Origin of the sequence: Bradyrhizobium sp. 76, assembly GCF_023073025.1 — a bacterium.
In the GTDB taxonomy this organism is placed as follows: domain Bacteria; phylum Pseudomonadota; class Alphaproteobacteria; order Rhizobiales; family Xanthobacteraceae; genus Bradyrhizobium.
In genome coordinates this window covers 490458-514938 of sequence record NZ_JADPIS010000149.1, presented here as the reverse complement: position 1 = coordinate 514938, position 24481 = coordinate 490458, and the positions used below count along the sequence as shown (strand labels likewise).

Sequence of the window (24481 nt, the reverse complement as noted above, 5' to 3'; positions counted from 1 at the left end):
CGAGCAATTCGTGCGCTACTTCACATTCGCCCGTCGCGGCTCCGTGACATCATCCCTGACGTTTGCATCCGCACAGCCGCTATTTCAGATTGTATTCGAGGAGGCCGCTTTCATGAGCACCCGCCTGTCGTTGCTTTGCGTCCACGGCGTCGGTCACGCGGAGATCGATGCCGGATTTCAGCAGTCCTGGTCCGAAGTCATCACGCGTGCCGTCGAGCAGGTCGACCAGGGAGTCCAGCTCGAGATTGATTTCGTTCGCTACGACGATCTGTTCGAGAAGGCCCCACTCAATTCCCTCACCTACGCCGCGGCTGCGGCCAGGCTGCTGGCGAGCGCGGTCGTTCACGGCATCGGCGACCTCCTGACTGGCGCACGTGGCATCGGCGACATCCCTGCCGTCATCAAATGGACCGCAGGCATGATCGCCCAGTGGTCAACCGACGAACAGCTCCGCAAGGACCTCCGCCGGCTCATTCTCGACAAGATCGACGGCAAGACCTACGACATGGTCCTGGCGCACAGCCTCGGCTCGCTGATCTGCTACGACACCTTCCTGCACGACGGCGACGCGATCAAGGACGCGATCTTCGTCAGCTTCGGCTCGCAAATCGGCAACCCCGCGGTGCGCGACGTCTTTGCCGGCCGCATTCAGCCCCTAACCTGCCGAAAATGGTACCACCTCTATAACCCCGGCGATCACGTGCTGACCTATCCGCTCGACATTCGTGCGGATAATTATCAGCAGGTCATCGTGTCCTTCGACGTTCCCAACGACGCGCTCAATCACGATGCGACATGGTACCTGTCGCACACCAGCACAGTTGCGACGGTCTGGCATGAGGGCGCTCCGGCGCCTGCCTCGCGCGCGATCGTGAGCGCTGCGCGCGAGATGGCGAGCCTTGCTGTCAAACCCGGCCGCCGCGCGCTGCTGATCGGCATCAACGACTATCCGGACCCGGCCAGCAGGCTCGAAGGCTGCGTCAACGATGTGTTCCTGATGAGCTCGGTGCTCCAGGAGAGCGGTTTCGAGCCGGAAGATATCCGCATCGTTCTCAACGATCGCGCGACGACGCAAGGGATCATGGACCGGTTGCATTGGTTGCTCGACGGCGTTCGTGGCGGTGACGAGCGCATGCTGTTCTATTCGGGGCACGGCGCCCAAATTCCCCGCTACAACATCCAGGGCGAGCCTGATCACGTCGACGAATGTCTCGTTCCCTATGATTTCGACTGGTCCCCGGCCCACGCCATTCTGGACCGCCAGTTCGCCGAGCTGTATTCGCAACTGCCCTATGACAGCTATTTCGTGGCGATGTTCGATTGCTGCCACTCGGGCGGGATGACGCGCGATGGCGGTCCTCGTGTCCGGGGTTTGAGCCCGCCGGACGACATCCGCCACCGTGCGCTGAAATGGGATGCCGCCGAGCGAATGTGGGTGCCGCGCGACTTCACGCCGCTGAACAGGAGCTTGAAGGACAGAAAGAATGGAGCCGACTTCCTCGGGCAGAACGGGGCAACACAACGGCTGGGGCGAGCGATGATGCTGCGAACCAAGCCGGACAAGGATTACGACAAGACGCGCAAGGAGCTCGACCATCTCGGGCCGTACATGCCGATCCTGCTCGAGGCCTGTCAGGAGCAGCAGCTCTCCTATGAATACCGGGATGGCGTGACGTCTTATGGCATCTACACCTACTCCATGGCCAGCACTCTGCGCGAGCTGAGGGCCAAGGGCGAAAATCCCTCGTTCAAGACGCTCAACGAGCTGGTCACGGAGAAACTGAGGCGGATGCGATACAGCCAGACGCCGAATCTGGTCGGCGCCAAGGTTCGCTGTGCGGCTCCTGTGCCGTGGGGCAAATCGCAAGGCGCGGCGTCCGCCAGGCCTGCTACGAAAACACCGTCCAGGCGGCCGCGTAAGACGGGGCGCAAGCAGGCGCCGGCGACAAAGAAGGCGACGAAAAAGAAGAGATAGCAAAGCACACGCGATCAGGCTTTGGAGAAGTAATCATGGCAACAGGCATGTCGCTGCACATCGGATTGAACGCGGTCGATCCGCAGCATTACGAAGGCTGGAGCGGTCCTCTCAACGCCTGCGAAGCAGACGCCAACGACATGGCGGATCTCGTCCACACAAGCGGCTTCGCGCCGACCAGGCTCGTCACCCGCAAGGCGACACGCGCGGCCGTCCTGGGCGGCATCGCGCACGCGGCCAAGTCCCTCAAATCCGGCGACATGTTCTTCCTGACCTATTCGGGCCACGGCGGTCAGTTGCCAGACCTCAACGGCGACGAGCCTGACGGCAAGGACGAGACTTGGTGCCTCTACGACGGCGAGTTGGTCGATGACGAGCTGTATTCCTCATGGGGCGCATTTGCAGCCGGCGTGCGCATTCTGCTGCTCTCGGATAGCTGTCATAGCGGCAGCGTGAGCAAAGCCTGCACTATCAGGCTAGGGCACGCACCGTCCCCGGCACCATCTATCGTGCGATGCCGGACGAGATGGCGCTGCGCGTCTACCAGGCCAACAGGAAGACCTATGATCCGATCCTGAAGCGGCGCGATCTTTCCGAGGCCTTCTCCAACGTCAAGGCGTCGGTGCTGCTGATCTCCGGCTGCCCGGACAACCAGCTCTCGCAGGACGGCACATTCAACGGCCTGTTCACGGGAGCGCTGAAGGCGGTCTGGAACGGCGGGACATTCAAGGGATCTTACCGGCGCTTCCACACCGCCATCGGCGCCAAGATGCCCCCGGATCAGTCACCCAAACTGTCGCTGGTGGGCGCCAGCAATCCGGCCTTCATGGCCGCCCGCCCCTTCACCCTGGCCAAGACGAAGAAGGCCGTAGCGAAGAAAAAGAAATCAGCAGCGAAAAAAGGAAAGAATCCGGCGCGCAGAAATTCGAGGTAACGCCGGGACGGCGCAGCGGGCGAAACAGAAATGCGCCGGAATTGGCTGGGGAACTAGGATTCGAACCTAGACAAACAGAGTCAGAGTCTGTTGTGCTACCGTTACACCATTCCCCAACGGAATAGCCGAACAAATTCAATGGCTTATTGAATAGCCCGGCTGGGGCCGGAAGCGCATTCAGCGCAAATCACGGCTCAGGCGTGGCAGCGTTCTACCCGCTCGGCCGTGGGCTGGCAAGCGCTGCAGTGGATGGGCTGCGTGCCTCCCCCGGAGATCCCGCGGACAGCTACTCCAGCTTGATGTTCGCGGCTTCGATCACCTTCTTCCAGCGCGCCGTTTCCGCGGCGATGTAGGCCGCGAACGGTTCGGAATCCACCACAACCGCGGCTGCGCCAAGCTCGGCCATCTTCTGCACCGTCTCCGGCTGCTGCATGAAGGCGCGAATCTCGGCCGAGAGCTTTTCGACGATCGGCTTCGGCGTCGCCGCGGGGACGAAGAAGCCGTGCCAGGCCACGGCCTCGAAGCCGGGCAGGAATTCGGCGACGGCAGGCATTTCCGGATCGAAGGCGGCGCGCTTGGGCGTTGCGGTCGCAAGCATCGCGAGCTGGCCGGTCTTCACCTGCGGCAGCAGCAGCGGGACGTTATCGAAGGCGAGATCAATCTGGCCACTCAGCAGATCCGTCAGCATCTGGCTCGAGCCTTTGTAGGGCACGTGCACCATCTTGGTGCCGGTCATCTGCTGAAACAACTCGCCGGCAAGATGCTGCGAAGTGCCGACGCCGGCCGAGCCGAACGAGACCTTGTCCGGATTCGCCTTGAGATAGGCGATCAGTTCCGGCACGGTGCGCGCCTTGATCTTGTCGGGGTTGACGACGAGAACGTTGGGGACAACGCTGATCTGGGCAACCGGCGCCAGATCCTTGTCCGGTTGGTAACTGAGCTTCGGTCCGTAGAGAGTGGGGTTGATTGCGAGCGCGGACGTGCTGGCAAGCCCGAGCGTGATGCCGTCGGGCGCCGACTTCGCCAGCCGCGTCACGCCGAGGATCGAACCGGCGCCGCCGACATTCTCGACCACGAACGGCTTGCCGAACTTCATCTGAAGATGGTTCGAGACCATACGCGCGAAGATATCCGCGGTGCCGCCGGCGGCGAAGGGAACGATCACCGTCACCTGCTTGGACGGATAGCCGTCCTGGGCCTTCGCCGGCGACGTCGCCAGCAGCACGACCGAGGCAAGAACAAGCCATATCGATCTCATCGAAGTTTCCTCTGCATTTCCTGTTATTGATTGGCTGCCGCGCGCGTGCGCGGAGAGGGCTAGAACGCGACCTCGTACATGTTCAGGATCGCATCCCGGCCGAGGTCGCGCGGATTGTTGTCGAGCAGGCGGCGAATGGCGTGCGCCTCGTCAGCCATCACGCCGAGGTCGTCGCGGGGCACGCCGAGCGCGGACAGCCGCATCTCGATTCCGAGATTCCTGCAGAACCCATACGTCGCCTCGAATGCAAGCTTCGCATCACCCTGCGCCGGCAGTCCGAGTGCCGCCAGCACCGCCAACGTCTTGGCCTCGGCTGCCGGCATGTTGAACGCCAGCGTATGCGGGAAGATCACCGCGCAGGCGAGCCCGTGCGCCACATGATGGCGCGTGCCGAGCGGATAGGCCACCGCATGGCCGGCGGTCGTGTTCACCGGCCCGAGGCAATAGCCGCCGTACAGCGAGGCCAGCGCCAGACCCGCGCGCGCCTCGCGATCGCCGCCGTCGGCGACCGCGCGCTTGAGATAATGACCGACCAGCCGGGCGCCTTCGAGCGCGTAGAGGTCGATCGCCGGATGCGCCTTGCGGCTGGTATAGGCCTCGACGCAATGCGCCAGAGCATCGACGCCGGTGGCGGCAGTGACCTCCTTCGGCACGGTCATCGTCAGGTCCGGATCGACGATGGCGATATCAGCCAGCATGAAGCGGCTCTGCACCGCCTGCTTGTTCTGGCTGACGGGATCGGTGACGAGCGCGCGGGTGCCGGCCTCGCTGCCGGTGCCCGACGTGGTCGGAATCTGCATCAGCGCCACGCTGCGGCCGGCCACCTTCTCGGGACCGACGATATCGGCAAAGGCCACCTCGGAGGTACACAGCACCGCCACCAGCTTGGCGACATCCATCGCACTGCCGCCACCGAAGCCGATGACGAGATCGGGTTTGACGTCGCGCGCCATCGCCACGGCCTTGTCGAGATTTGGCAGGTCCGGCTCGGGCTTTACCTCGCCGAACACCTTCACCGCACCCGGCAGCGCCAGTGTGTCGACACGGCGCGCGTTGAACGGGTCGGAAATCACGAGCGGTCGTTTGGCGCCGATGCGCTCGGCGAAGCGCGCCGCTGCGGCGATCGTGCCGCAGCCGAACTCGAGGACGGTCGGACGAAGGATTTCGATGGGGGTGAAAGCGTTGGTCATCGTCGCGCTCGATCTCATGATTTGGATGCAGAGGCGCCAGCAGCCAGCCGTTCGGCACAGTCGATGGCCTCGATCAGGCTGTGCTCGTTGGCGATGCCTTTGCCGGCGATGTCGAAGGCGGTGCCGTGATCGACGGAGGTGCGGATGATCGGCAGGCCCAGCGTGATGTTGACGCCGGAGAGCTCCTGCCAGCGGCCGGTCGCAGGATCGACCTGGAAGCCGAGCAGTTTGACGGGGATGTGCCCCTGGTCGTGATACATCGCCACCACGGCATCGTACTGGCCGGCGCGCAGCTTGACGAAGACGGTGTCGCCGGGCACGGGACCGACGACATCGAGGCCGTCGGCGACCGCCTTTGCAATCGTCGGCGTGGACACGTCGATGTCCTGCCGGCCGAACAGGCCGCCCTCGCCGGCATGCGGATTGAGCGCGGCGATGGCGATCTTCGGCTTGGCGATGCCGAGCCTGAGCAGCGCATCGTTGGTGAGGTCGATGACCATGCGCAGGCGCTCCGGCGTCAGACGCTTCGGCACGTCCTCGAGCGCCACGTGGGTCGAGACATGGCTGACGCGCATGTTGCCGTGGGCGAGCAGCATCACCGAGCCGCGCACACCGGTGAGATGCGCCAGCATCTCGGTATGACCGGGGAAACGATAGCCAGCCTTGTTGAGCGCTTCCTTGTTGAGCGGTGCCGTGACGATGGCGGCGGTCCGTCCCGCCTGCGTCAGGCGGACGCCTCGCTCGATCGCCTTGTAGGCAAAACGGCCGCCATCGGCCGAGAGCACGCCGGGCTTGATCGGGCCGCCTTCGACGTCGGCCTGGAGGAAGCACAAGTTTGGCCAATCGCGATCGTCGGGTGTAACCTCAGGGATCGCAATGCCCACACCGAGCGCGGCTTTCGCACCATTGAGCGCCGCGCCGCTGCCGATGATCAACAGACGCAGATCGCCCGTCGCGATCCGGTCCTTCAGGCCGACGCAGGCCTTGACGATGATCTCTGGCCCGATTCCGGCCGGATCGCCCATAGTGATGGCAAGATGGCGAGAGGTCATGTCGGACTCTCCATGTTGAGCAAGTGATTGGTCCGGAGCAGATCGCGCCACAGCTCGCTGGGGCCGAACGCGCCGGATTTCGAGATCACATCGACGCCGGCCCAGCGGCCGCCCTGCACGATCGAGCGCGGCAATCCCGGCACGATACGTCCTGTCACCTGCAGCGCATGCGCGCCGAGGACAACGCATGCGGCCTTCAAAGTCTCTCCGCCGGCAACGATCAGCGTGCCCGGCCGCTCAAGCGTCGCAATCACCGCCGTCATCTCGCGCGCGATCCGTCGCGCCGCATCGGCACGGGTCAGACCGTCGGCGAGGGAGAACCTGACGAGCGCAACGCTGTCGGCCGCCAGTTTGCGCTGGACGCGCGGCGCGCCCTCGGCTTCCGCAAGCGTGATGGTTGCCTCACCGCATGCTGCAAGTTGGGAAGCGGTGGCAACCTGGTCGGAGCCGAACAGCCCCAGCACCGGCAGCTTCAACTGGTCCGACGCATCGGCGCGATGACTGCGGGCGAGTGCGCCGGCCAGCCCACCGCTTCCGCACCAGAGCACGGGCCCCGGCATGCGCCGTCCCATCTCGACCGCACGATCGAGTTCGATATCGCTCTCGGCATCGAAGACCTGAACGCCGCCTTGCGAGAGCGTATCGGCCCGGCCCTGCCGCGCTTCGATGCCCTCCACCTGCAATTGGGTCAGGAGATTCTCTCCGACGCGATGCCAGTCGCCTTGCACCGTACGCGCAAATTGCTGGCCACCCACGGTGCGGCGGCCCTGATAGTCGAAGGCAGGCGCGACAACGCACGATGCCCAATGGCCGCTGCGCAGGCAGGCCCCGAGCTCAGCGGCCCATGCGCCACGCAGCAGGCTGTCGACCTTCTTGTAGGCGATCGTCCCACCCTGAAGCCGCGGCGCCAGCCGTCCGACGATCTCGGTGCTCTCCGCCTTCGACCGCTCGCGGCTGCCGCTGTCGATCGCGAGGCTTCCGGATACCTGCGACGCAGATGCTTCCGGCCAGGTGACGTTGAACGGTCCGCACAGGCCGACAAACTCCGCGGCGGTGTCGAGCGCACCGGTGAGATCATCGGCAAGCAGACGAACGCTCGTCATCCTCGCGCGCCTCCAACATTGAAGATTTTGCCCGGGTTCATCAGGCCCTTGGGATCGAGCAATTGCTTGATATCCCGCATCAACTCGATATCGAGGGGATTGGCGACGCGGGCGAGCCGGCTGCGATTGGTGATCCCGATGCCATGTTCGGCGCTGATCGCCCCGCCCTGCGCCGCGGTCTCGTCGTCAACGATCTCGTTGATTTGCGCGACAAGCGCGGCCGTGGCGTCCGGATCCCGGCAATGCGCGCGGTCGATCAGGGCGATCACATGGATGTTGCCGTCGCCGATATGGCCGTGCATCACGACGCGCGCATGCGGCACGGCGGCGTTGATCCGGGCCTCGACATTGGTGACGAAGGCGGCCTGACGCTCCAGCGGCACCACGCTGTCGTGCGACACGACATAGCCGCTGCGCTTGTTGCCTTCGGACACGCTGTGCCTGACGGCCCAGATTGCCTTCGCCTGCGCCAGGTTGGACGCCAGGATGGCGTCCTCGGCGAGCCCCGCCTCCATCGCATCCACCAGCACCGTGCCGAGCGGCTCATCGAGGTCGACGCCCGCGAGCGTGTCGGTCAGCTCGACGATCAGATACCACGGCGTCGTCAGCTCGAACGGGATCGTGACATGCGGCACGGTCTCCGATATCGCTTCGACCTGTGATCGCGACATGATCTCGAGACTGCCGAGCCGGTCGCCGACGGCACCGCGCAGGCGCTGCATGATCTCCAGCGCCTGCTCGACGCCCTGCAATTTGAGCAGCGCCAGCGCCGAGCTGCGCGGCGGCGAAAACAATTTCAACACGGCAGCGGTGACAATGCCGAGCGTCCCCTCTGCACCGATGAAGAGCTGCTTGAGCGCGTAACCTGTGTTGTCCTTGCGAAGCGCACGCAGGCCGTTGAAGATTCTCCCGTCGGGCAGCACGACCTCCAGCCCGAGCACGAAATCGCGCGTCGGCCCATAGCGTAGCACAGCCGTGCCGCCCGCATTGGTTGAGATATTGCCGCCGATCTGGCAGGAGCCCTCGGCACCCAGGCTCAGGGGGAAATAGCGATCGACGTCCCGGGCTGCATTCTGCACCTCGGCGAGAATGCATCCGGCCTCGACCGTGATGGTGTTGGCAAGCGGGCTGACGTCGCGCACGGCCCGCATCCGGTCGAGCCGGATCACGACATTGCCCGCACGATCATCCGGGGTCGCGGCGCCGCACATCCCGGTGTTGCCACCTTGCGGTACGATCGCGAGCTGCCTTGCCGCACAGTACTCGACGACGGAGGCGACCTCCGCGGTCGAGCCGGGCTTCACCACGGCGGCGGCGTGACCGTGATAACGCCCGCGCCAGTCCACGACGTACGGCTCCTGGTCGGCCCCGGACGCGATGACGTGCTTGTCGCCGATGATGGCGGAAAGCCCGGTCAACGCATCACGGAAAGGGTCGGACATCGGATGGCCTCGTCGCGCGCCGCGCTAGGCAGCGATTGCCGTCGCGTTCGCGAGCAGCTCTTTGACCTGCTCCGGCGGCAAGGATTCCAGCGGCGGCCGCAGGCGCTGCCATCCGGCGTGGCCGGTGCGCTCGGCCACCAGCGCCTTCAGGGAAGCCATCTGCGGGAAACGCGACACCAATTCGCGCGCTTTCACGATGCGCGCCTGCGCAGCCTTGAGTGCCGCGTCGTCGTCGCTGTCGCGGAAATGCTTGTAGACATAGGCAAGATCGCGCGCGACGAGATTGGAAGTCGCGGTGATGCAACCGGCGCCACCCTTGCGCAGCAGCGGCAACAGCAGCGGATCGGCCCCGACCAGGACCGAAAAGCCCGGGAAGCGCTCGACCATCGCGGTCATGTTGGCGAAGTCACCGGAGGAATCCTTGATGCCGGTGAAGGTGGACGGATAAGCCGCGCGCAGCCGCTCGATCAGGGCATGCGAGATCGGCTGCGCCGACATCTGCGGGATGTGATAGAGCACGAGCTTGAGCCTGGCATCGCCGATGCGCTGCACGACTTCGCTGTAGGAGGCGAAGATGCCGTCGTCGGTGACGGCCTTGTAGTAGAACGGCGGCAACATCACGACGGTATCGACGCCGACCGAGAGCGCGTGGCGCGTCAGCGCAATGGTCTCACTGAGCGCGGCAACGCCCGTGCCGGGCAGCAGCCGCTGCGGTGCGATGCCGGCGGCGACAACGGCCTCAAGCAGTGCGATGCGCTCGGCGGCCGAAAAAGAGTTCGCCTCGCCTGTCGTGCCCAGCAACGCGATGCCGTCGCAGCCTTCTTCCAGAAGATGGCGGCAATGCGCGACGAAGCGCACATGATCGGGGGCGAACTCGGCGTCGAGCGGCGTCAGCGCGGCGGAGAACACCCCATGAGGGTGCAGCGATGATGTCGACAAACTTCCTCCGATCGTCAATCGATGTTGTTTCGGAATGCGAACATTTGTTATTAGCTTGACCTGTCGTAAAATCAGCTTGCCGCCACGTCAAGGGCGACATGTCATGGCGAGACATTACAGCATGGCCAAGATCGAAAAGAAGGCCACGAAGCGCGCACCGGCAACGATCCCGAAGAATCCCAAGAATTATGTCGCTTCCGTCGGCAAGGCCTTCGCTGTGCTCGAGGGCTTCACCAGCGAAGCCTTCGAGTTGACCCTGAGTGAGATTGCCGCACGCGCCGATCTCGATCGCGGGACGGCGTTCCGGCTGATCCAGACCCTGGTCGAGCTCGGCTATGTCCAGGCGGTTCCGCAAAGCCGCCGGTTCCGCCTCGGGGTTGCCTGTCTCGACCTTGGCTACACCGTGCTGTCGCACGGATCGTTGCGGCCGATCGTCGAACCGCTGCTGCGCGATCTCGTGCCTGATGTCGGCGATGCGGCCTCGCTGGGGATCCTCGACGGCGGCGACGTGGTTTATCTCGCGCGCATCGGCGCGGGCCTCGACCGCCACAAGATGGATCGCCGGCCGGGCACGCGCATTCCCGCCTACAGCGCCGCGCTCGGTCATGCCATGCTGGCGCATCTGGCGCGGGACGAGCAGATCGAGCGACTGGAAGCGCGCCCTCGCGTCAAATTGTCGGAGCGAACGCTGACCGATCTCGATGCCCTGCTCGCCCGGCTCGATCAGGTGAAGAAGAAGGGCCATGCCGTCTCCGACGGCGAGAACGCCTATGGCCTGCGCACGCTGGCAACGCCGATCTTCGATGCCCGGGGTCTCGTGATCGGGGGATTGAGCGTCACTGTCGATGCGATGCGCATGGACATGCAGACCTTCCGCGACCAGGCACTGCCAAGGCTGATGCAGGCGACGCGCGAGGTGCAGGACCTCGCGATCAAGTCGGGATTGACGAGCTGAGGGCGGCGTTCAAATCACGATGTGATCGAAGTCGGCAGCGATCCGGGTACTTGGAAAAATCCTTGTCGCTTCGGCCAGAATTTCTTCGTCCCGATAACGCCCCGACATGTGATTCAGCACGAGTTGCCCGACGTTGTTCGCTGCGGCAAATGCAGCCGCCTCGCGGGCGGTGAGGTGGCCATAGTCCCGTCCGGTCGCGGCGTCGCGATCGAGGAAGGTCGCCTCGACCACCAGCAGATCGGCGTCGCCGACATGTTTGGATAGCCCGTCGGTGGTTTCGGTGTCGCCGATTACCACGAGCTTCCTGCCGCCGCTCGCCGGCCCTAGAACGTCTTCCGGATCGATCGTACGGCCGGCGATCACGACCGGTCGTCCCGCCGCCAGTTCTCCGCGCATCGGCCCATCGGGAACACCGAGCTCGGCGAGTCGCTCCCGCTCCAGATGGCGACGTGCGGGGCTCCGGAAGGAAAAACCAAAGCTGTCGGTGTCCCGGTGGCGGACCGGAAAGCAGTCGATGGTGAAGTCACCAGCGTCGATAACCTGTCCTTCAATCAGCGGCGCGAACTCCACAGGGATCGGCGCTCTGCCTGTGCCCCACAGGCCGGCAAGCATGCGGATGACGATGTCGAGTGTCCCCTGCCCTCCATGGACGGTCATCACGTCCGATTGCTGGCGCAACCCCAGCGTCGAGAAGAGACCGGGGATGCCGAGCACGTGATCGAGATGGGCATGCGTCAGCAGAATGCGGTCAAGCCGCCGAAACCCCGCGCCGCTGCGCAGCAACTGGCGCTGCGTACCCTCGCCGCAATCGATGAGGACGCGCTTGCCCGCAGCCTCCACGAGGAGAGCCGGATGGTTGCGCTCCGTCGACGGAACGCTTGCCGAGGTCCCAAGGAATGTCAGGGCGAACATGCTCGTCAGTATCCAGGCTTCACCGCCCCCAATGCCACGCGAGCAGCAGCGCGTACAGAGCCCATCGATCCGCATCAAGCGCGGGTCCCGCAGGACGCTCGATAAAAAAACGCGAAAACAACCCCATGCACAGTGCAAATCATTGAAGAATTTCGCACCGCGTGGCGGGTATCCTGCCCGCAAAGACGGTTTGACTCGTCGGGCAAAACAGGCGCAGAATTGCATGATCCCAGATTTTGAATCCGCAAGTCGCGCCGACGCCGTTAGCGGTTCGGATGGCATGGCCGACCGCACCTTTTCCCGCCGCATGTTCGATACAAGAATCGACTCGCGGCTTGCAGCCGAACGACATCGACACGGCGAGGCGAGACAATGGAGATCGTGATGCAACGGGGACTGCCGCAGATGCCCACTGACTGGGACTACGGTTCGATCAGCACACTGCTGAGCGCCCTGCACGCGCGCAAGGTTTCTGCGTCGGAGTTGATCGAGCACACGATCGCGCGCATCGAGGCGCTGGACGGGCGGATCAATGCCGTCGTCGTTCGCGATTTCGATCGCGCAAGAGACGCCGCACGCGCCGCCGATGCCGCGCTTGGCCGCGGCGAGCGGCAACCATTGCTCGGCATCCCCGTGACGTTGAAAGAACCGTTCAACGTCGCCGGCCTGCCGACGACATGGGGCTTTCCGCATTTCAGGGATTTCCAGCCGGCGGAGGACGCCCTTGTCGTCTCGCGGTTGAAGGCGGCGGGCGCTGTCATCATCGGCAAGACCAACATCCCGATCGGTCTGCGGGATTTTCAGAGCTACAATGAGATCTACGGGACGACGAACAATCCATGGGATCTCGGCCGATCGCCCGGCGGCTCCTCAGGCGGATCGGGCGCGGCGCTGGCCGCGGGGTTCGGACCGCTCTCGATCGGCTCGGACATCGGCGGCTCGATCCGGGTACCTGCGCATTTCTGCGGTGTGTTCGGACACAAGCCGAGCCTCGGCCTGGTCCCGCTGCGCGGATACAGCCTGCCGCCGGCGCCGCCCGTGCCTGGCCAGGGCGATCTGGCCGTCGTCGGGCCGATGACGCGTACCGCCTCGGATCTTGCGCTCGCCCTCGACGTGATCGCCGGCCCCGACGAGACGCGCGACGGCATCGGCTATCGTCTTGCGTTGCCGGCCCCCCGACACGACCAGCTCAGGGATTTCAGGATTCTCGTGATCGATACGCATCCGTTGATGCCGACAGGCGATGCCGTGCGTTCCGCCATCGGACGGTTGTCGGAACGGCTCGAACGATCAGGCGCACGGGTTTCGCGGTCGAGCGCATCGCTGCCTGATCTCGCCGAGTCCGCGCGGCTCTACATGAAGCTGCTCAACGCCGCGCGCAGCCCGCGCCTGACACCGGCCGCCCTCGCGGAGGCGCAAGGCGTTGCCGCGGCACTCTCGCTCGAGGACCGCAGCCTGCAGGCCGAGCGCGCGCGCGGCTGGGCGATGGTCCATCGCGAATGGCTGGAGACCGATGCGGCGCGCTTGCGGCTGCAACAACGGTGGCAGGAGCTGTTCCGAGATTTCGACGCAGTGATTTACCCCGCCGCCGCCGTGCCGGCCTTTCCCCAGAACCAGTCCGAGCCGTTCGACGCGCGGCAACTGGATATCGATGGACAGCTCTATCCCTATGCCGATGCGTGCTTCATCTGGGCAGACCCCGCTTCGACCTGCGGACTGCCTGCGACCGCCGTTCCGATCGAGCGCACGCCATCGGGCCTGCCGATCGGCGTCCAGACCATCGGGCCTTATCTCGAGGACCGCACCACGATTGCGCTCGCCGGACTGATGGAACGCGAGTTCGGCGGCTTCGTCCCGCCGCCGTCGCTGTCTGCCAAGTAATGACGAGCTGATCGGGGGCGATTAAGTTCTGTTGGCCGACTGCGCTTCGACCGCCTGCACGGCGACACTCGCGACCTGCTGCAACGCTTCGCGGTCCGAGCCCGAAGATGCCATCACGCCCATACCGACGGATACCGCTGAGACATAGCGTGCGAGTGCCGCGGGATCGGCGCTCTCCTTGAGATCGCCTTCGGCCTTTGCGCGAATGAAGCGATCGCGGAGCTGATCTTCGTTCTCGGCGCGGCGGGCGGCGAGTTCAAAAGGGACGCTCTCTGATCCGGTGCCGCACGCAATGCCGCCCTGCACGAGCAGGCAGCCCGGCGGGTTGGCCGGATCAGTTTGCTTGTCGGCGATGCCCATCAGCATCCGCTCGGCGACGTCGCGGGCGGTAGGTGCCGCCACCACCTCGTCCATCCAGACGTTGCGCAGTTTGGTATAGCGGTCGAGTGCGGCCTTCAGCAGCCCTTCCTTGTTGCCGAAACAGGCATAGAGGCTGGGCGGATTTATCCCCATGGCCTCGGTCAACTGAGCGATCGTGGCACCCTCGTAGCCATGGCGCCAAAACACTTCCATCGCCTGGTCCAACGCCGTTTCGGCGTCGAATTCGCGGGGGCGTCCCATGCCCATGTGGCTGTTCTCCTCGAAATCGGCGTCGTCCCTGAGCCTAACGCCCGATCCTATCTCTTTGTTCTCGCTTTATTTTCTCTTCCACTTGCTAACTCTTGCGGTAAGCGGCTACAATTTTCTTAGCGGACGGTACATAAGTATCTTGCGCTGCGGTATCCAGCTCCACATCTGTAGTGAACACTACATATCTGGAGCGCGCAAATGCCCCCCTCCCAAAATACCTCTCGCCCTGGCAGTGTCCGCCGCCTTCTCGGCGGCGTCGCCATCATGGGCGCTCTCGTCGTAGCCGGCTCGATCGCGACCGGCCATTACTTTCGTGCCGCGCAGGCGACCGCGACCGCCGCGGCCGAGCAAGCCGTCCCCGTCACTGTCGCGCTGATCGAACCAAAGCAGACGGTGCTGTGGGACGATTTTTCCGGCCGGCTCGAGGCCATCCAACGCGTCGAGCTTCGCCCGCGCGTGGCCGGTGCGATCCTGTCGACCAACTTCACCGAAGGCGCGCTGGTGAAGGCAGGCGACGTCCTGTTCAAGATCGACCCAGCGCCCTACGCGGCCGAGGTCGACAAGGCCGCGGCCCAACTCGAAGCTGCGAAAGCGCGCGTCGTGTTCACGCAGAATGAGCTCGAGCGCGGCGCGCAACTGGTGGGCAACGCGGTGGTTACGCGGCGCGACTACGACCAGCGCGACAACGCCAACCGCGAGGCCATCGCCAACGTGAAGGCGGCCGAGGCGACGCTCCAGACCGCAAAACTCAATCTCGATTACACCGAGGTACGTGCGCCCGTGGACGGCCGCGTCGGCAAGATCGAAATCACCGTCGGCAATCTCGTCGCCGCCGGCACCGCCTCTCCGGTGCTGACCTCGCTGGTCTCAGTCAATCCGATCTATGCGTCATTCGATGCGGATGAAGAGCTGGTGGTGCGGGCGTTGAACTCGATTTCCGAGGACTCCGGCAAGCGCGGCAATCTCGACCAGATCCCGGTCGCGATGGCGACCTCCGGCGGTCTCTCGGCGAAGGGGCACATCCAGCTCATCGACAACCAGGTCAACGGCCAAAGCGGCACCATCCGTGTCCGCGCGGTGTTCGACAACGAGGACGGGCGTCTCATCCCCGGTCAGTTCGCCCGCGTGCGCATGGGCCAACCCAAGCAGCAATCGCTGGTCATGATCGACGAGCGCGCGATCGGCACCGATCAGAACAAGAAGTTCGTAATGGCCGTCGGCGACGATAGCCGCGCGGTCTACCGGTCGATCACGCTCGGCGGCTCGGTGGACGGGTTGCGTATCGTGACGGCGGGGCTGAAGACCGGCGACCGCATCATCGTCAACGGCCTCCAGCGCGTGCGCCCGGGTGCCCTGCTCAAGACGGAGATCGCGGCAATGGGCGCGCGCGGGCCGCAGCAGGCATCCAACCACAGCAATCAGGACGTCGTGCAGCGTTAGCGTCTCCGCCATGCCGGAGCGCGGGGGCAGCGCGAACCGGAATGTCGAAATCGTTGAACTACCTAGACATACTTCTGGATTCCGGGTTCGCGGCTTTGTCCGCGCCCCGGAATGACGGGAGAGTCATCTCTCGCGCAGGGGCAAGGCCATGAATCTCTCGAAATTCTTCATCGATCGTCCTATTTTCGCCGGCGTGCTGTCAGTCCTGATCTTTCTCGCGGGCCTGATCTCGCTGTTCGCAATGCCGATCTCGGAATATCCCGACGTCGTGCCGCCCTCGGTGGTGGTGCGCGCGACCTATCCCGGCGCCAATCCGAAGGTGATCGCGGAAACGGTGGCGACGCCGATCGAGGAGCAGATCAACGGCGTCGAGAACATGCTCTACATGTCGAGCCAGGCGACCACCGACGGCGCGATGACGCTGACGGTGACGTTCCGGCTCGGCACCGATCCTGACAAGGCGACGCAGCTGGTGCAGAACCGCGTGCAGCAGGCCGAGCCGCGCCTGCCCGCCGTGGTGCGGCAGCTCGGCATCATCACCAAGAAGTCCTCGCCCGACCTCACCATGGTCGTGCATCTGCTGTCGCCGAACAATCGCTACGACATGACGTATTTGCGCAACTACGCCGTGCTCAACGTCAAGGACCGGCTGGCGCGGATCGACGGCGTCGGCGACGTTCAACTCTATGGCGCCGGCGACTATTCGATGCGGGTGTGGGTCGATCCGCAGAAGGCAGCCGAGCACGGCCTCACCGCAAGCGACATCGTCAAGTCGATCCAGGCGCAGAACGTCGAGGCCGCCGCCGGCGTGGTCGGCTCCTCGCCGAACGTCAAGGGCATCGACCTGCAACTGTCCGTCAACGCCGAGGGACGGCTTGCGAACGAGGAGCAGTTCGGCGACATCGTAGTCAAGACCGGCACGCGTGGCGAGGTGGTGCGGCTGCGCGACGTCGCACGCATCGAGCTCGGCGCATCGCAATACGGCCTGCGTTCGCTGCTCGACAACAAGCAGGCGGTTGCGATCCCGATCTTCCAGGCGCCCGGCTCCAACGCGCTCGAGATTTCCGACCACGTTCGCGCCACCATGGCCGAGATCAAGAAGAACATGCCGGAAGGCGTGTCCTACCAGATCGTCTACGACCCGACCCAATTCGTCCGCTCGTCGATCGAGGCCGTGATCCACACGCTGCTGGAGGCGATCGCGCTGGTGGTGCTGGTGGTGATCCTGTTCCTCCAGACCTGGCGCGCCTCGATCATTCCGCTGCTGGCGGTGCCCGTGTCGATCGTCGGCACCTTCGCGGTGATGCACGTCTTCGGCTTCTCCATCAACGCGCTCAGCCTGTTCGGCCTGGTGCTTGCGATCGGCATCGTGGTCGACGACGCCATCGTGGTGGTCGAGAACGTCGAGCGCAACATCGAGGGCGGGCTATCGCCGCGCGATGCGACCTACCAGGCGATGCGCGAGGTGTCGGGGCCGATCATCGCGATCGCCATGGTTCTGATCGCCGTGTTCGTGCCGCTCGCCTTCATCTCCGGCCTCACCGGGCAATTCTACAAGCAGTTCGCGCTGACGATCGCGATTTCGACCGTGATCTCGGCCGTCAACTCGCTGACGCTGTCGCCGGCGTTGTCGGCCCTGCTGCTCAAGGGACACAACGAGCCGAAAGACCGGCTGACCATCATCATGGAAAAGGGCCTCGGCTGGTTCTTCCGCGGCTTCAACAAGGTGTTCACACGCTCGTCGGAGAATTACAGCGGCACCGTCACCAAGGTGATCTCGGGCAAGGCGGCCGTCATGGGCCTCTATGTGCTCCTGGTCGGCCTCACCGCCTTCCTGTTCCAGCAGGTCCCGAGCGGCTTCGTGCCGGGTCAGGACAAGCAGTATCTGGTAGGGTTCTCACGACTGCCTGATGGCGCAACGCTGGACCGCACCGAAGACGTCATCCGCAAGATGAGCGACATCGCGCTGACCCAGCCCGGTGTCGAGAGCTCGGTTGCATTCCCGGGCCTGTCGATCTCGGGCTTCACCAACTCCTCCAACGCCGGCATCGTGTTCTCAACGCTGAAGCCGTTCGACGAGCGCAAGGGCCCCGCGCTGAGCGGCAATGCAATCGCGGCCGACCTCAACAAGAAATACGCGGGGATTCAGGAGGCCTTCATCGCCATGTTCCCGCCGCCGCCGGTCAACGGTCTCGGCACCATCGGCGGCTTCAAGCTGCAGATCGAGGATCGCGCCGGCCTCGGCTATGAGGCGCTGAACCAGGCGACGAATGCGTTCATGGCGGCGATGCAGAAGGCACCGGAGATCGCGGGCGTGTTCTCGAGCTTCCAGGTCAACGTGCCCCAGCTCTTTGCCGACATCGACCGCACCAAGGCGCTCCAGCTCGGCGTCCCCGTGACGGAGGTGTTCAACACGCTCCAGATCTATCTCGGTTCCTACTACGTCAACGACTTCAACAAGTTTGGTCGCACCTATTCCGTTTACGTGCAGGCCGACGCGCCGTTCCGCGCGCGTGCCGACGACATCAGGCAGTTGAAGGTGCGCTCGTCCTCCGGCGACATGGTGCCGCTGTCGGCGTTGCTCACGATCCGCCAGAGCGCGGGCCCCGAGCGCGCGATCCGCTACAACGGCTTCCTGTCCTCCGACATCAACGCGGCGGCTGCGCCCGGCTTTTCCTCCGGCCAGGCACAGGAGGTAGCGACGCGGATTGCGGCGGAGACATTGCCGCCCGGCTTCGCCTTCGAATGGACCGACCTGACCTATCAGGAGTTCATCGCCGGCAATTCCGGCCTCTGGGTGTTCCCGCTGGCGATCCTGCTGGTGTTCCTGGTGCTGGCCGCACTCTATGAAAGCCTGACCTTGCCGCTCTCGATCCTCATGATCGTGCCGATGGGCCTGTTGGCTGCGATGTTCGGCGTCTGGATCTCCAAGGGCGACAACAACGTCTTCACCCAGATCGGCTTGATCGTGCTGGTGGGACTCTCGGCCAAGAACGCGATCCTGATCGTGGAATTCGCGCGCGAGCTCGAGTTCGCAGGCCGCACGCCGATCCGGGCGGCGATCGAGGCGAGCCGGCTGCGGTTGCGCCCGATCCTGATGACGTCGATGGCATTCATCATGGGCGTCTTGCCGCTGGTGTTGTCCACCGGCGCAGGCTCGGAGATGCGGCGCGCCATGGGCGTCGCCGTGTTCTCCGGCATGATCGGCGTCACCGTGTTCGGCCTGTTCCTGACGCCGGTGTTTTATGTGCTGCTGCGGACCGTCACCGGCATGAAGCCGCTGACGCATCACGGCAGCGATACCAGCGCAGCGCCGGTGCAACCCGTCGGGCACTAGATCAGGGAAATCCCCGACAGCAACAACAGAACGAGCACGGTCTTGCGAAAGACCGTCTCGTTGACCCTGTGGAAGGCGATCACGCCGAGCGCGGAGCCTGCGAACAGCGCCGGCAGGCTGACCGCGAGATCGACGAAGACTTTTGACGACAGGTCCTGATGTCCGACCAGCAGCGCGATCGCGAACAGCTGCATCGCGGCGATGAACGGCTGCACCAGGCCGCGCTGCTCGCTCTTGGGCATGCCGCGCATGTCGCACCAGATCGTCGGGATCGCGCCGGGCATCGCGGTCAGCCCGCCGACCAGCCCTCCCCCGAACCCGATCAAGGCAACCCAATGCCGCCCGACCGCCTCGCCGGCCGTCACCAACGTTGGCCGCAGCAACATGTAGGCGGCATAGAGTGCAACGATGATGCCGAAGCCGCGCCGGAGCAGATGCGTATCGGTGCTCTGGAGCAGCGATACCGCGATGGGAACTCCGATCAAGCCACCGACGATCAGCAGCAGGCTGCCTTCCCAGCGGATATTGCGTCGAAGCGCCCACAGATTGGTGGCCTGCACGCCAATGCTGCACGCCATCATCAACGGCACGGCTTCGAGCGGCTGAAACACCCGGAGCAAGATGGCGCCCGCGACCGCCGAGAAGGCAAATCCCGAGAGCCCGGAGACGAAGGCACCGGCGAACACGGCAACGCTGAGCAGCATCAGAGTCGTGACATCAGGCACAATCCGCCCTCCGGTCAATCGTAGGTAATTTGCGAGACAGGGACCTCGGCGCTCTCCGTGCAAGCGGCCGGCTCGAGTGGAGCCGACGGATGCATCGCGTAAGCGTGAGATCGCTCCACCATCGCGAGGCCGACCAGTTGGAGCGTGACGAGCGCCGCGGTCAGCGCGATCGCGACGAAGTTGACGTTACGCACGTTCGAATTTGGGGTGTTCGGCGGCGCGCTCGCACCCATCAGATCCGTGGGCATTTTCTGCAATATCCTCTTCGTTGCTGACCGGAATGATTTCATTCAAACGCAATGTTTCGTGCGGCTGCTCCAGCAGATGGCGATAGCGTTGCAACACGCGCTGCGCGTCGATTTCCCGCTGCGCGCGGAGTACCGCGCCTATGCGGGCGACGATATCGCGGAACCTGCCTGTCAGAACTGGTGACGCCGTTCGCATGACAATCTCCTCTCAACCTGCTCGAGAGGTTGACGGGATCCACTTCCGTCTGCAGTGAATTGCTTCACACAAATGCCCGATACGTCGAACAACAGACCGTGTGATGTTCAGTAGAATAGAGCGCGGAAAATCGCGTCATTCGATCGAACGACGCGCGATAACTTTCTAATGATATTTCTGATTGAACCTATTGCGAGCTGCAGCGACTCGCCTGCGTTTTTGAACGCGTCTCAGTGCACGAGCGGATTGGAGAATCCAGCTGCCAGCTTGACGAGATCGGCTTGACGAGAAACGCCGGTCTTGGCGAACACCCGATGCAGATGCGTCTTCACCGTCGTCTCCGCGATGCCGAGCGCAACCGCGGTCTCCGGCACGCCGCCGACATCGACGATCGACTGTAAGACCCTCAGTTCCGCAGGCGTGAGTTCGAAGGTGCGATCAATGAGACCGGCACACGAGCGGCCGTCGAGTTCCGCTTTCCAGATGAACAAGGCTCCTACGGCCGAACTGCGCTCGGCCGTCCCCTCGCGCAGCAATGATGGCAGCGCGATGATTTGCGCGACGTAGTAGGAACCGTCACGCGACGTCAGCGGAATTTTCCGACCCGAAGATGCCGCCAACGCAACTTCGCTAGTGTCGCGGAAAATAACGCGCAACGCCGAATTTACAGTGGAAGAGCTTGCCACCAACCGGCCCGAGACAGACCGCAGGACGTCATCGACGGCCAGGATTGTCTCCGCGGCCGGATTGCTGTGGACGATATGACAGGCCGAATCGAGCAGGATGACACCCGCATTCAACTGGTCCACGACGTCGGCGAGCGCGATCGCGCGCTGCTGCTTCCGTTCGATCGCCCGGTTGATCAGCAACGCCCGGCTCGCATGCGGAACCAGGAACTGCATCCGCGCCCGTTGCTCGGCGTCGAGCATCCCCCTGCCCGGAATCACCGTCATCAGAATCGGACAGGGCGACTTCGACTGCTCCAGCACCACATTGGCGACGTCGACGCAGCCCTGGGGGCGCAGCCATTCCTGGTAGAAGCGGCCGCGGCGATATTCGTCGAAATCCACGAGATCGGGAATGTTGCGCACCTCGCCATAGCGCGGAAGCCGAGCAAGTGGGTCATACCGGGAGTAGGTCTCCGCATAGAGCTGAATGTAGTGCGGATCGACCCCGCAGTAATAATGCGTCGCGCCCGATTTGCTGACCGGGTCCTTCGAAATCAGACCACAGGCCTGGCTGCCGATGAAGGCATTGAGTTTGACAACGACCTCGCTCCACAACTCCGGGTGGAGACCCGCGTCATAGATGGTCTCGATCAACTCGGACGGCTTTGGAGGTCGGGGCATTGGAAGAGCCAATACTGACACATGGAGATGGCGACATGTTCTTCATGCCTGGCGGCTTCCGTGAGTCTTTCGCGGGAGCGAAAGGTTCAATCGTGATGGCAAAATCAACGGTCTAGTTGACGAGCGGATTGGAGAATCCTGCAGCAAGCTTGACAAGATCAGCCTGACGCGAAACGCCCGTCTTGGCGAACACGCGATGCAGATGCGTCTTCGCCGTCGTTTCCGCGATACCGAGCGCGACCGCCGTCTCCGGAACGCCGCCAACCTCGACGATCGACAGGAACACGCGCAGCTCGGCCGGTGTAAGGTCGAATGTCCGCGCGATCAATTCGCCGTAGGACTGTCCGCCGGGCGATACCTTGCGCAGCAGCAGCGCACCGACGGCATCGATCACCCGCTCGCTGCGGTCCCGCAGGACGGACGACAGCGGCAGGATGTGCGCGACGTAGCGCTCGCCGGAAGGCGAAAGCAGCGAAAACGCATGCCCCTGTATGGCAAGCAGGGTAATTTCATTGCGGGTCGCGAACGCTTCCCGCAGCGTCTGATTGGCCTCCGCACTGCTGGTCACCAATTGCCCGGCAACGGACCGAACCAGATCGTCGGCCGCAAGCAAATCGTGCCCCGCAGAATTCGCGTGCACCACCCGGCAGAAACCATCGAGCAGGAAGATGCCACAGGCAAGATTGTCCAGGACCTCCGCCAACGCCGTCGCCAGCGACAGTTGCGAGGTCATGGCGCGGTTGATCAGCAACGCGCGGCTGGCGTGCGGGACGACCAGCGAGAGGCGGTGCTTCATCACGGGATCCACCATCCGGCGGCCCGACAGCACCGTCATCATCACCGGGCAGTTCGGATTCGAATTCTCGAGCACGACGTTGGCCGCATCGCTGCAACCCTGCGGCCGCATCCATTCCTGGTAAAAGCGTCCTCGCCGATATTCATCGAAATTGACGAGATCGGGGATGCTGACGATCTGGCCATGCGGCGGCAGGACCGTCAGCGGATCGAACTTCGAATGCGTCTCGGAATAGAGCCGGATGTAGTGCGGGTCCGCCCCGCAATAATAGTGCGTCACGCCGAATTTGCTGATCGAGTCCTTGGAAAACAGCCCGCAGGCCTGGCCGCCGACGAAGTCGCGGATGCCGGTGACGACGTTATTCCACAGCGAGGGATCGAGCCCGGCATCGTAGATGGCCTCGACCAATTCGGGCAGTTTCCGTGGTCCGTGCATGGCTATAAATGGCCTGGGTGATCGACATCACCAAGCATACCACAACCTCAGCATGCGGCATCCTCCGATCGGATGAGGCGCCGGCCGGGCGGATGGAGCCCGGGCCGGAACGAACGGATATCCGTTTCGGGCGCTACTGATGCGGAGTTGCGATACCGCACCGGGACGCTCACGCCTCGTCCCAGCCGACCTTCTCCACATTCTCCGACCAGACCGCGGCGCGATAGATCTCGCGCCCGTCGGTGTCTCTAACCCGGATGCAGGCATCGCGGCCGCGCAAATCGTCGCGCCAGACGAACAGGTGGCTTGCCATCTCGTTGGCCACCACGAATGTCGCTTCGGGGCATTCGAACACCATGCCACCCGGATCGATCTTCACGATATTGCCGAGCATAAGATCAAAGAAAAAACGGCGCATGCAACACAACACTCCAGCTGCGGGCGGCGCACGCCCGTGCCGTCTCCAATAGGCATTTGACCTGACATTCAATCGCGCGCGGTCACGACATCTCGCGGCTCCTGACGTCACTGGGCGTGGCGCCATAAGTCCGCCGGAAGCAGCGGTTGAAATAGGAGAGATCGCCGAAACCGACATCGTAGGCGATCGAGCTGACCGTCCGCTCGGCGTATCCGGGTTCGCGCAACATGCGATGCGCACGCTTGACGCGTTGTTCGATCAGGAAGGACGAGAACGTCTTGCCGTCGGCCTCGAACAGACGCTGGAGATAACGCGGCGTCACGCCGAGTTCCTGGGCAACCGTGGCAACGGAGAGATCCTGCCGCCAGCAATTGTTGGCGATGGAGACTTTGGCCTTCTGCAGCCGTGCCGCCTTGACGCCGCGCCGCCCGGCCAGCTCCCGCGGCTCGTTGGTAGCACCGAGGACGATTGCCAGAAGATCGTGCAGATGCCCGACCCCGAGCTTGCGCAAATTGGGCATCGCGAACGCATTCTCCCGCACCAGCGTCACTGCGTAATCGACCAGCAACCGAAGTCCCGTCGAGCTCTCCGGCATCACCCGCATCACGGCGTCATCGACATCCACGATCATCGGCGCCAGCACGCGTCTCGGCACACGGAGCGAGAAACAGCTACCCAAGGACAATCGCTCGAACGTCGTTACGTCCTCCGCGCTGGTCAGGACGGCCTCTCCCGCACGAAGGCTCAGATCGTGTCCCCGCTCGGATATCCCAAGCACGCCAGATCGATTCACGATCAGGGCCAGACTGTCGTCGCCGTCGGCAACCAGGTGCTTGGTACGAATGACCCGCGCTCCGCACAATCCTCCCATCAGCAATTGGGCTTCCGGCAAGACGTGGGAGGTGAAGCTCGCCGCGAACGGCTTTCCTTCCCTCACCTCGACCTCCGCCTTCAACACCCCGCGGCAGTAGAAATCGCGAAGCAGCGGGATACGCTCGTTTTCGGGAATTTCGTTCGTTGAAACATTGATAACGGAAAAATCAAATTGGCTCACTGCAATCCTCCAACCGACGAGCAGGTCCGGCCGTGCGCTGTCGTTTCCTCACACTCGCGTTTGACGCCGTCGTGGCATCTCTTCGCGGCGCTTGCTGCTCTTCACTTTTCTGGATCGCGATATACGAAAGTATCAAATGACTCGCGTCCTGCATTCGGAGGACACGGGAGCTAGGCTCATCACAATGGATTGAGATTGCGGCACATAACGGC

23 protein-coding genes and 1 tRNA gene are annotated in these 24481 nt (G+C 63.8%); 8 read left to right on the top strand and 16 right to left on the bottom strand.

Translation table 11 applies throughout. From position 1 onward, the window contains the following. Positions 1–112 precede the first annotated feature (112 nt). From IVB48_RS37920 to IVB48_RS37910, 3 genes are read left to right on the top strand one after another with little or no spacing between them, the layout of a single operon-like run. Positions 113–1975 (top strand): caspase family protein, encoded by a 1863-nt coding sequence (locus IVB48_RS37920; RefSeq protein ID WP_247408224.1) that lies wholly within the window; start codon positions 113–115, stop codon positions 1973–1975. Positions 1976–2010: 35 nt separating this feature from the next. Then, the gene (locus tag IVB48_RS37915; RefSeq protein ID WP_247408222.1) at positions 2011–2553 is read left to right on the top strand and encodes a caspase family protein; all 543 of its coding nucleotides are present in this window, start codon (positions 2011–2013) and stop codon (positions 2551–2553) included. Next, positions 2502–2909: a caspase family protein gene (locus tag IVB48_RS37910; protein ID WP_247408220.1), complete on the top strand. Its 408-nt coding sequence runs from the start codon at positions 2502–2504 to the stop codon at positions 2907–2909. The genes IVB48_RS37915 and IVB48_RS37910 overlap by 52 nt, the downstream gene beginning before the upstream one ends. Before the next feature lie 42 nt (positions 2910–2951). Here the strand turns inward: IVB48_RS37910 and IVB48_RS37905 are convergent. The 7 genes from IVB48_RS37905 to IVB48_RS37875 all read right to left on the bottom strand — a co-directional run bounded on the left by IVB48_RS37905 (position 2952) and on the right by IVB48_RS37875 (position 9893). Then, positions 2952–3025: transfer RNA gene (locus IVB48_RS37905), tRNA-Gln, on the bottom strand. Positions 3026–3195: 170 nt separating this feature from the next. Further along, complete coding sequence (locus IVB48_RS37900) at positions 3196–4167, bottom strand: tripartite tricarboxylate transporter substrate binding protein (protein ID WP_247408218.1); 972 nt, start codon at positions 4165–4167, stop codon at positions 3196–3198. Positions 4168–4226: 59 nt separating this feature from the next. Next, positions 4227–5357, bottom strand: a complete 1131-nt coding sequence (locus tag IVB48_RS37895; RefSeq protein WP_247408216.1) for an iron-containing alcohol dehydrogenase — start codon at positions 5355–5357, stop codon at positions 4227–4229. Between the two features lie 14 nt (positions 5358–5371). Beyond that, positions 5372–6409 carry a 4-hydroxythreonine-4-phosphate dehydrogenase PdxA gene (pdxA, locus tag IVB48_RS37890; RefSeq protein ID WP_247408214.1) on the bottom strand — a complete coding sequence of 346 codons (1038 nt, stop codon included), beginning with the start codon at positions 6407–6409 and terminating at the stop codon, positions 5372–5374. Further along, positions 6406–7512, bottom strand: coding sequence for a four-carbon acid sugar kinase family protein (locus tag IVB48_RS37885; protein WP_247408212.1), 1107 nt, complete (start codon positions 7510–7512; stop codon positions 6406–6408). The genes pdxA and IVB48_RS37885 overlap by 4 nt, the downstream gene beginning before the upstream one ends. Continuing rightward, the gene (locus tag IVB48_RS37880) at positions 7509–8954 is read right to left on the bottom strand and encodes an FAD-binding oxidoreductase (RefSeq protein WP_247408210.1); all 1446 of its coding nucleotides are present in this window, start codon (positions 8952–8954) and stop codon (positions 7509–7511) included. Before IVB48_RS37880 ends, IVB48_RS37885 begins: the two co-directional genes overlap by 4 nt. Before the next feature lie 24 nt (positions 8955–8978). Further along, positions 8979–9893, bottom strand: coding sequence for a dihydrodipicolinate synthase family protein (locus IVB48_RS37875; protein WP_247408209.1), 915 nt, complete (start codon positions 9891–9893; stop codon positions 8979–8981). A gap of 103 nt (positions 9894–9996) precedes the next feature. Between IVB48_RS37875 and IVB48_RS37870 the strand changes: the two genes are divergently transcribed. Next, a complete protein-coding gene (locus IVB48_RS37870) occupies positions 9997–10848 on the top strand; it encodes an IclR family transcriptional regulator C-terminal domain-containing protein (protein WP_247408207.1) in 852 nt (283 codons plus the stop codon). 9 nt (positions 10849–10857) lie between these two features. On the opposite strand, the gene rnz is transcribed toward IVB48_RS37870, so the two are convergent. Continuing rightward, positions 10858–11760: a ribonuclease Z gene (rnz, locus tag IVB48_RS37865; RefSeq protein WP_247408205.1), complete on the bottom strand. Its 903-nt coding sequence runs from the start codon at positions 11758–11760 to the stop codon at positions 10858–10860. Here rnz and IVB48_RS37860 point away from each other — a divergent pair. Together IVB48_RS37860 and IVB48_RS37855 are read left to right on the top strand one after the other, a co-directional pair. Beyond that, positions 11759–12145, top strand: coding sequence for a hypothetical protein (locus tag IVB48_RS37860; protein ID WP_247408203.1), 387 nt, complete (start codon positions 11759–11761; stop codon positions 12143–12145). The two genes, rnz and IVB48_RS37860, sit on opposite strands and share 2 nt — an antisense overlap. Beyond that, positions 12145–13641, top strand: coding sequence for an amidase (locus tag IVB48_RS37855; RefSeq protein ID WP_247408201.1), 1497 nt, complete (start codon positions 12145–12147; stop codon positions 13639–13641). Before IVB48_RS37860 ends, IVB48_RS37855 begins: the two co-directional genes overlap by 1 nt. A gap of 21 nt (positions 13642–13662) precedes the next feature. Here IVB48_RS37855 and IVB48_RS37850 read toward each other — a convergent pair whose 3' ends face one another. After that, entirely contained in the window at positions 13663–14268 is a 606-nt protein-coding gene (locus tag IVB48_RS37850) for a TetR/AcrR family transcriptional regulator (RefSeq protein ID WP_027569503.1), read from the bottom strand. A 201-nt stretch (positions 14269–14469) separates the two neighbouring features. Here IVB48_RS37850 and IVB48_RS37845 point away from each other — a divergent pair, with 201 nt between their 5' ends. Together IVB48_RS37845 and IVB48_RS37840 are read left to right on the top strand one after the other, a co-directional pair. Beyond that, positions 14470–15711, top strand: coding sequence for an efflux RND transporter periplasmic adaptor subunit (locus IVB48_RS37845; protein WP_247408199.1), 1242 nt, complete (start codon positions 14470–14472; stop codon positions 15709–15711). A gap of 148 nt (positions 15712–15859) precedes the next feature. Next, complete coding sequence (locus tag IVB48_RS37840) at positions 15860–19048, top strand: multidrug efflux RND transporter permease subunit (RefSeq protein WP_247408197.1); 3189 nt, start codon at positions 15860–15862, stop codon at positions 19046–19048. Here the strand turns inward: IVB48_RS37840 and IVB48_RS37835 are convergent. The 7 genes from IVB48_RS37835 to IVB48_RS37805 form a co-directional block, all read right to left on the bottom strand. Then, positions 19045–19773, bottom strand: coding sequence for a sulfite exporter TauE/SafE family protein (locus IVB48_RS37835; protein WP_007592375.1), 729 nt, complete (start codon positions 19771–19773; stop codon positions 19045–19047). The genes IVB48_RS37840 and IVB48_RS37835 overlap by 4 nt on opposite strands. A gap of 14 nt (positions 19774–19787) precedes the next feature. Next, the gene (locus IVB48_RS37830; protein ID WP_247408195.1) at positions 19788–19967 is read right to left on the bottom strand and encodes a hypothetical protein; all 180 of its coding nucleotides are present in this window, start codon (positions 19965–19967) and stop codon (positions 19788–19790) included. Continuing rightward, positions 19960–20217, bottom strand: a complete 258-nt coding sequence (locus tag IVB48_RS37825; protein ID WP_247408192.1) for a hypothetical protein — start codon at positions 20215–20217, stop codon at positions 19960–19962. Before IVB48_RS37825 ends, IVB48_RS37830 begins: the two co-directional genes overlap by 8 nt. A 230-nt stretch (positions 20218–20447) precedes the next feature. Further along, the gene (locus tag IVB48_RS37820; protein WP_247408190.1) at positions 20448–21566 is read right to left on the bottom strand and encodes a helix-turn-helix transcriptional regulator; all 1119 of its coding nucleotides are present in this window, start codon (positions 21564–21566) and stop codon (positions 20448–20450) included. Positions 21567–21678: 112 nt separating this feature from the next. After that, the gene (locus tag IVB48_RS37815) at positions 21679–22797 is read right to left on the bottom strand and encodes a helix-turn-helix transcriptional regulator (RefSeq protein WP_247408187.1); all 1119 of its coding nucleotides are present in this window, start codon (positions 22795–22797) and stop codon (positions 21679–21681) included. A gap of 169 nt (positions 22798–22966) precedes the next feature. Next, positions 22967–23215, bottom strand: coding sequence for a hypothetical protein (locus IVB48_RS37810; RefSeq protein WP_027569497.1), 249 nt, complete (start codon positions 23213–23215; stop codon positions 22967–22969). Between the two features lie 82 nt (positions 23216–23297). Beyond that, the gene (locus tag IVB48_RS37805) at positions 23298–24269 is read right to left on the bottom strand and encodes an AraC family transcriptional regulator (RefSeq protein WP_027569496.1); all 972 of its coding nucleotides are present in this window, start codon (positions 24267–24269) and stop codon (positions 23298–23300) included. Between the last annotated feature and the right edge of the window lie 212 nt (positions 24270–24481).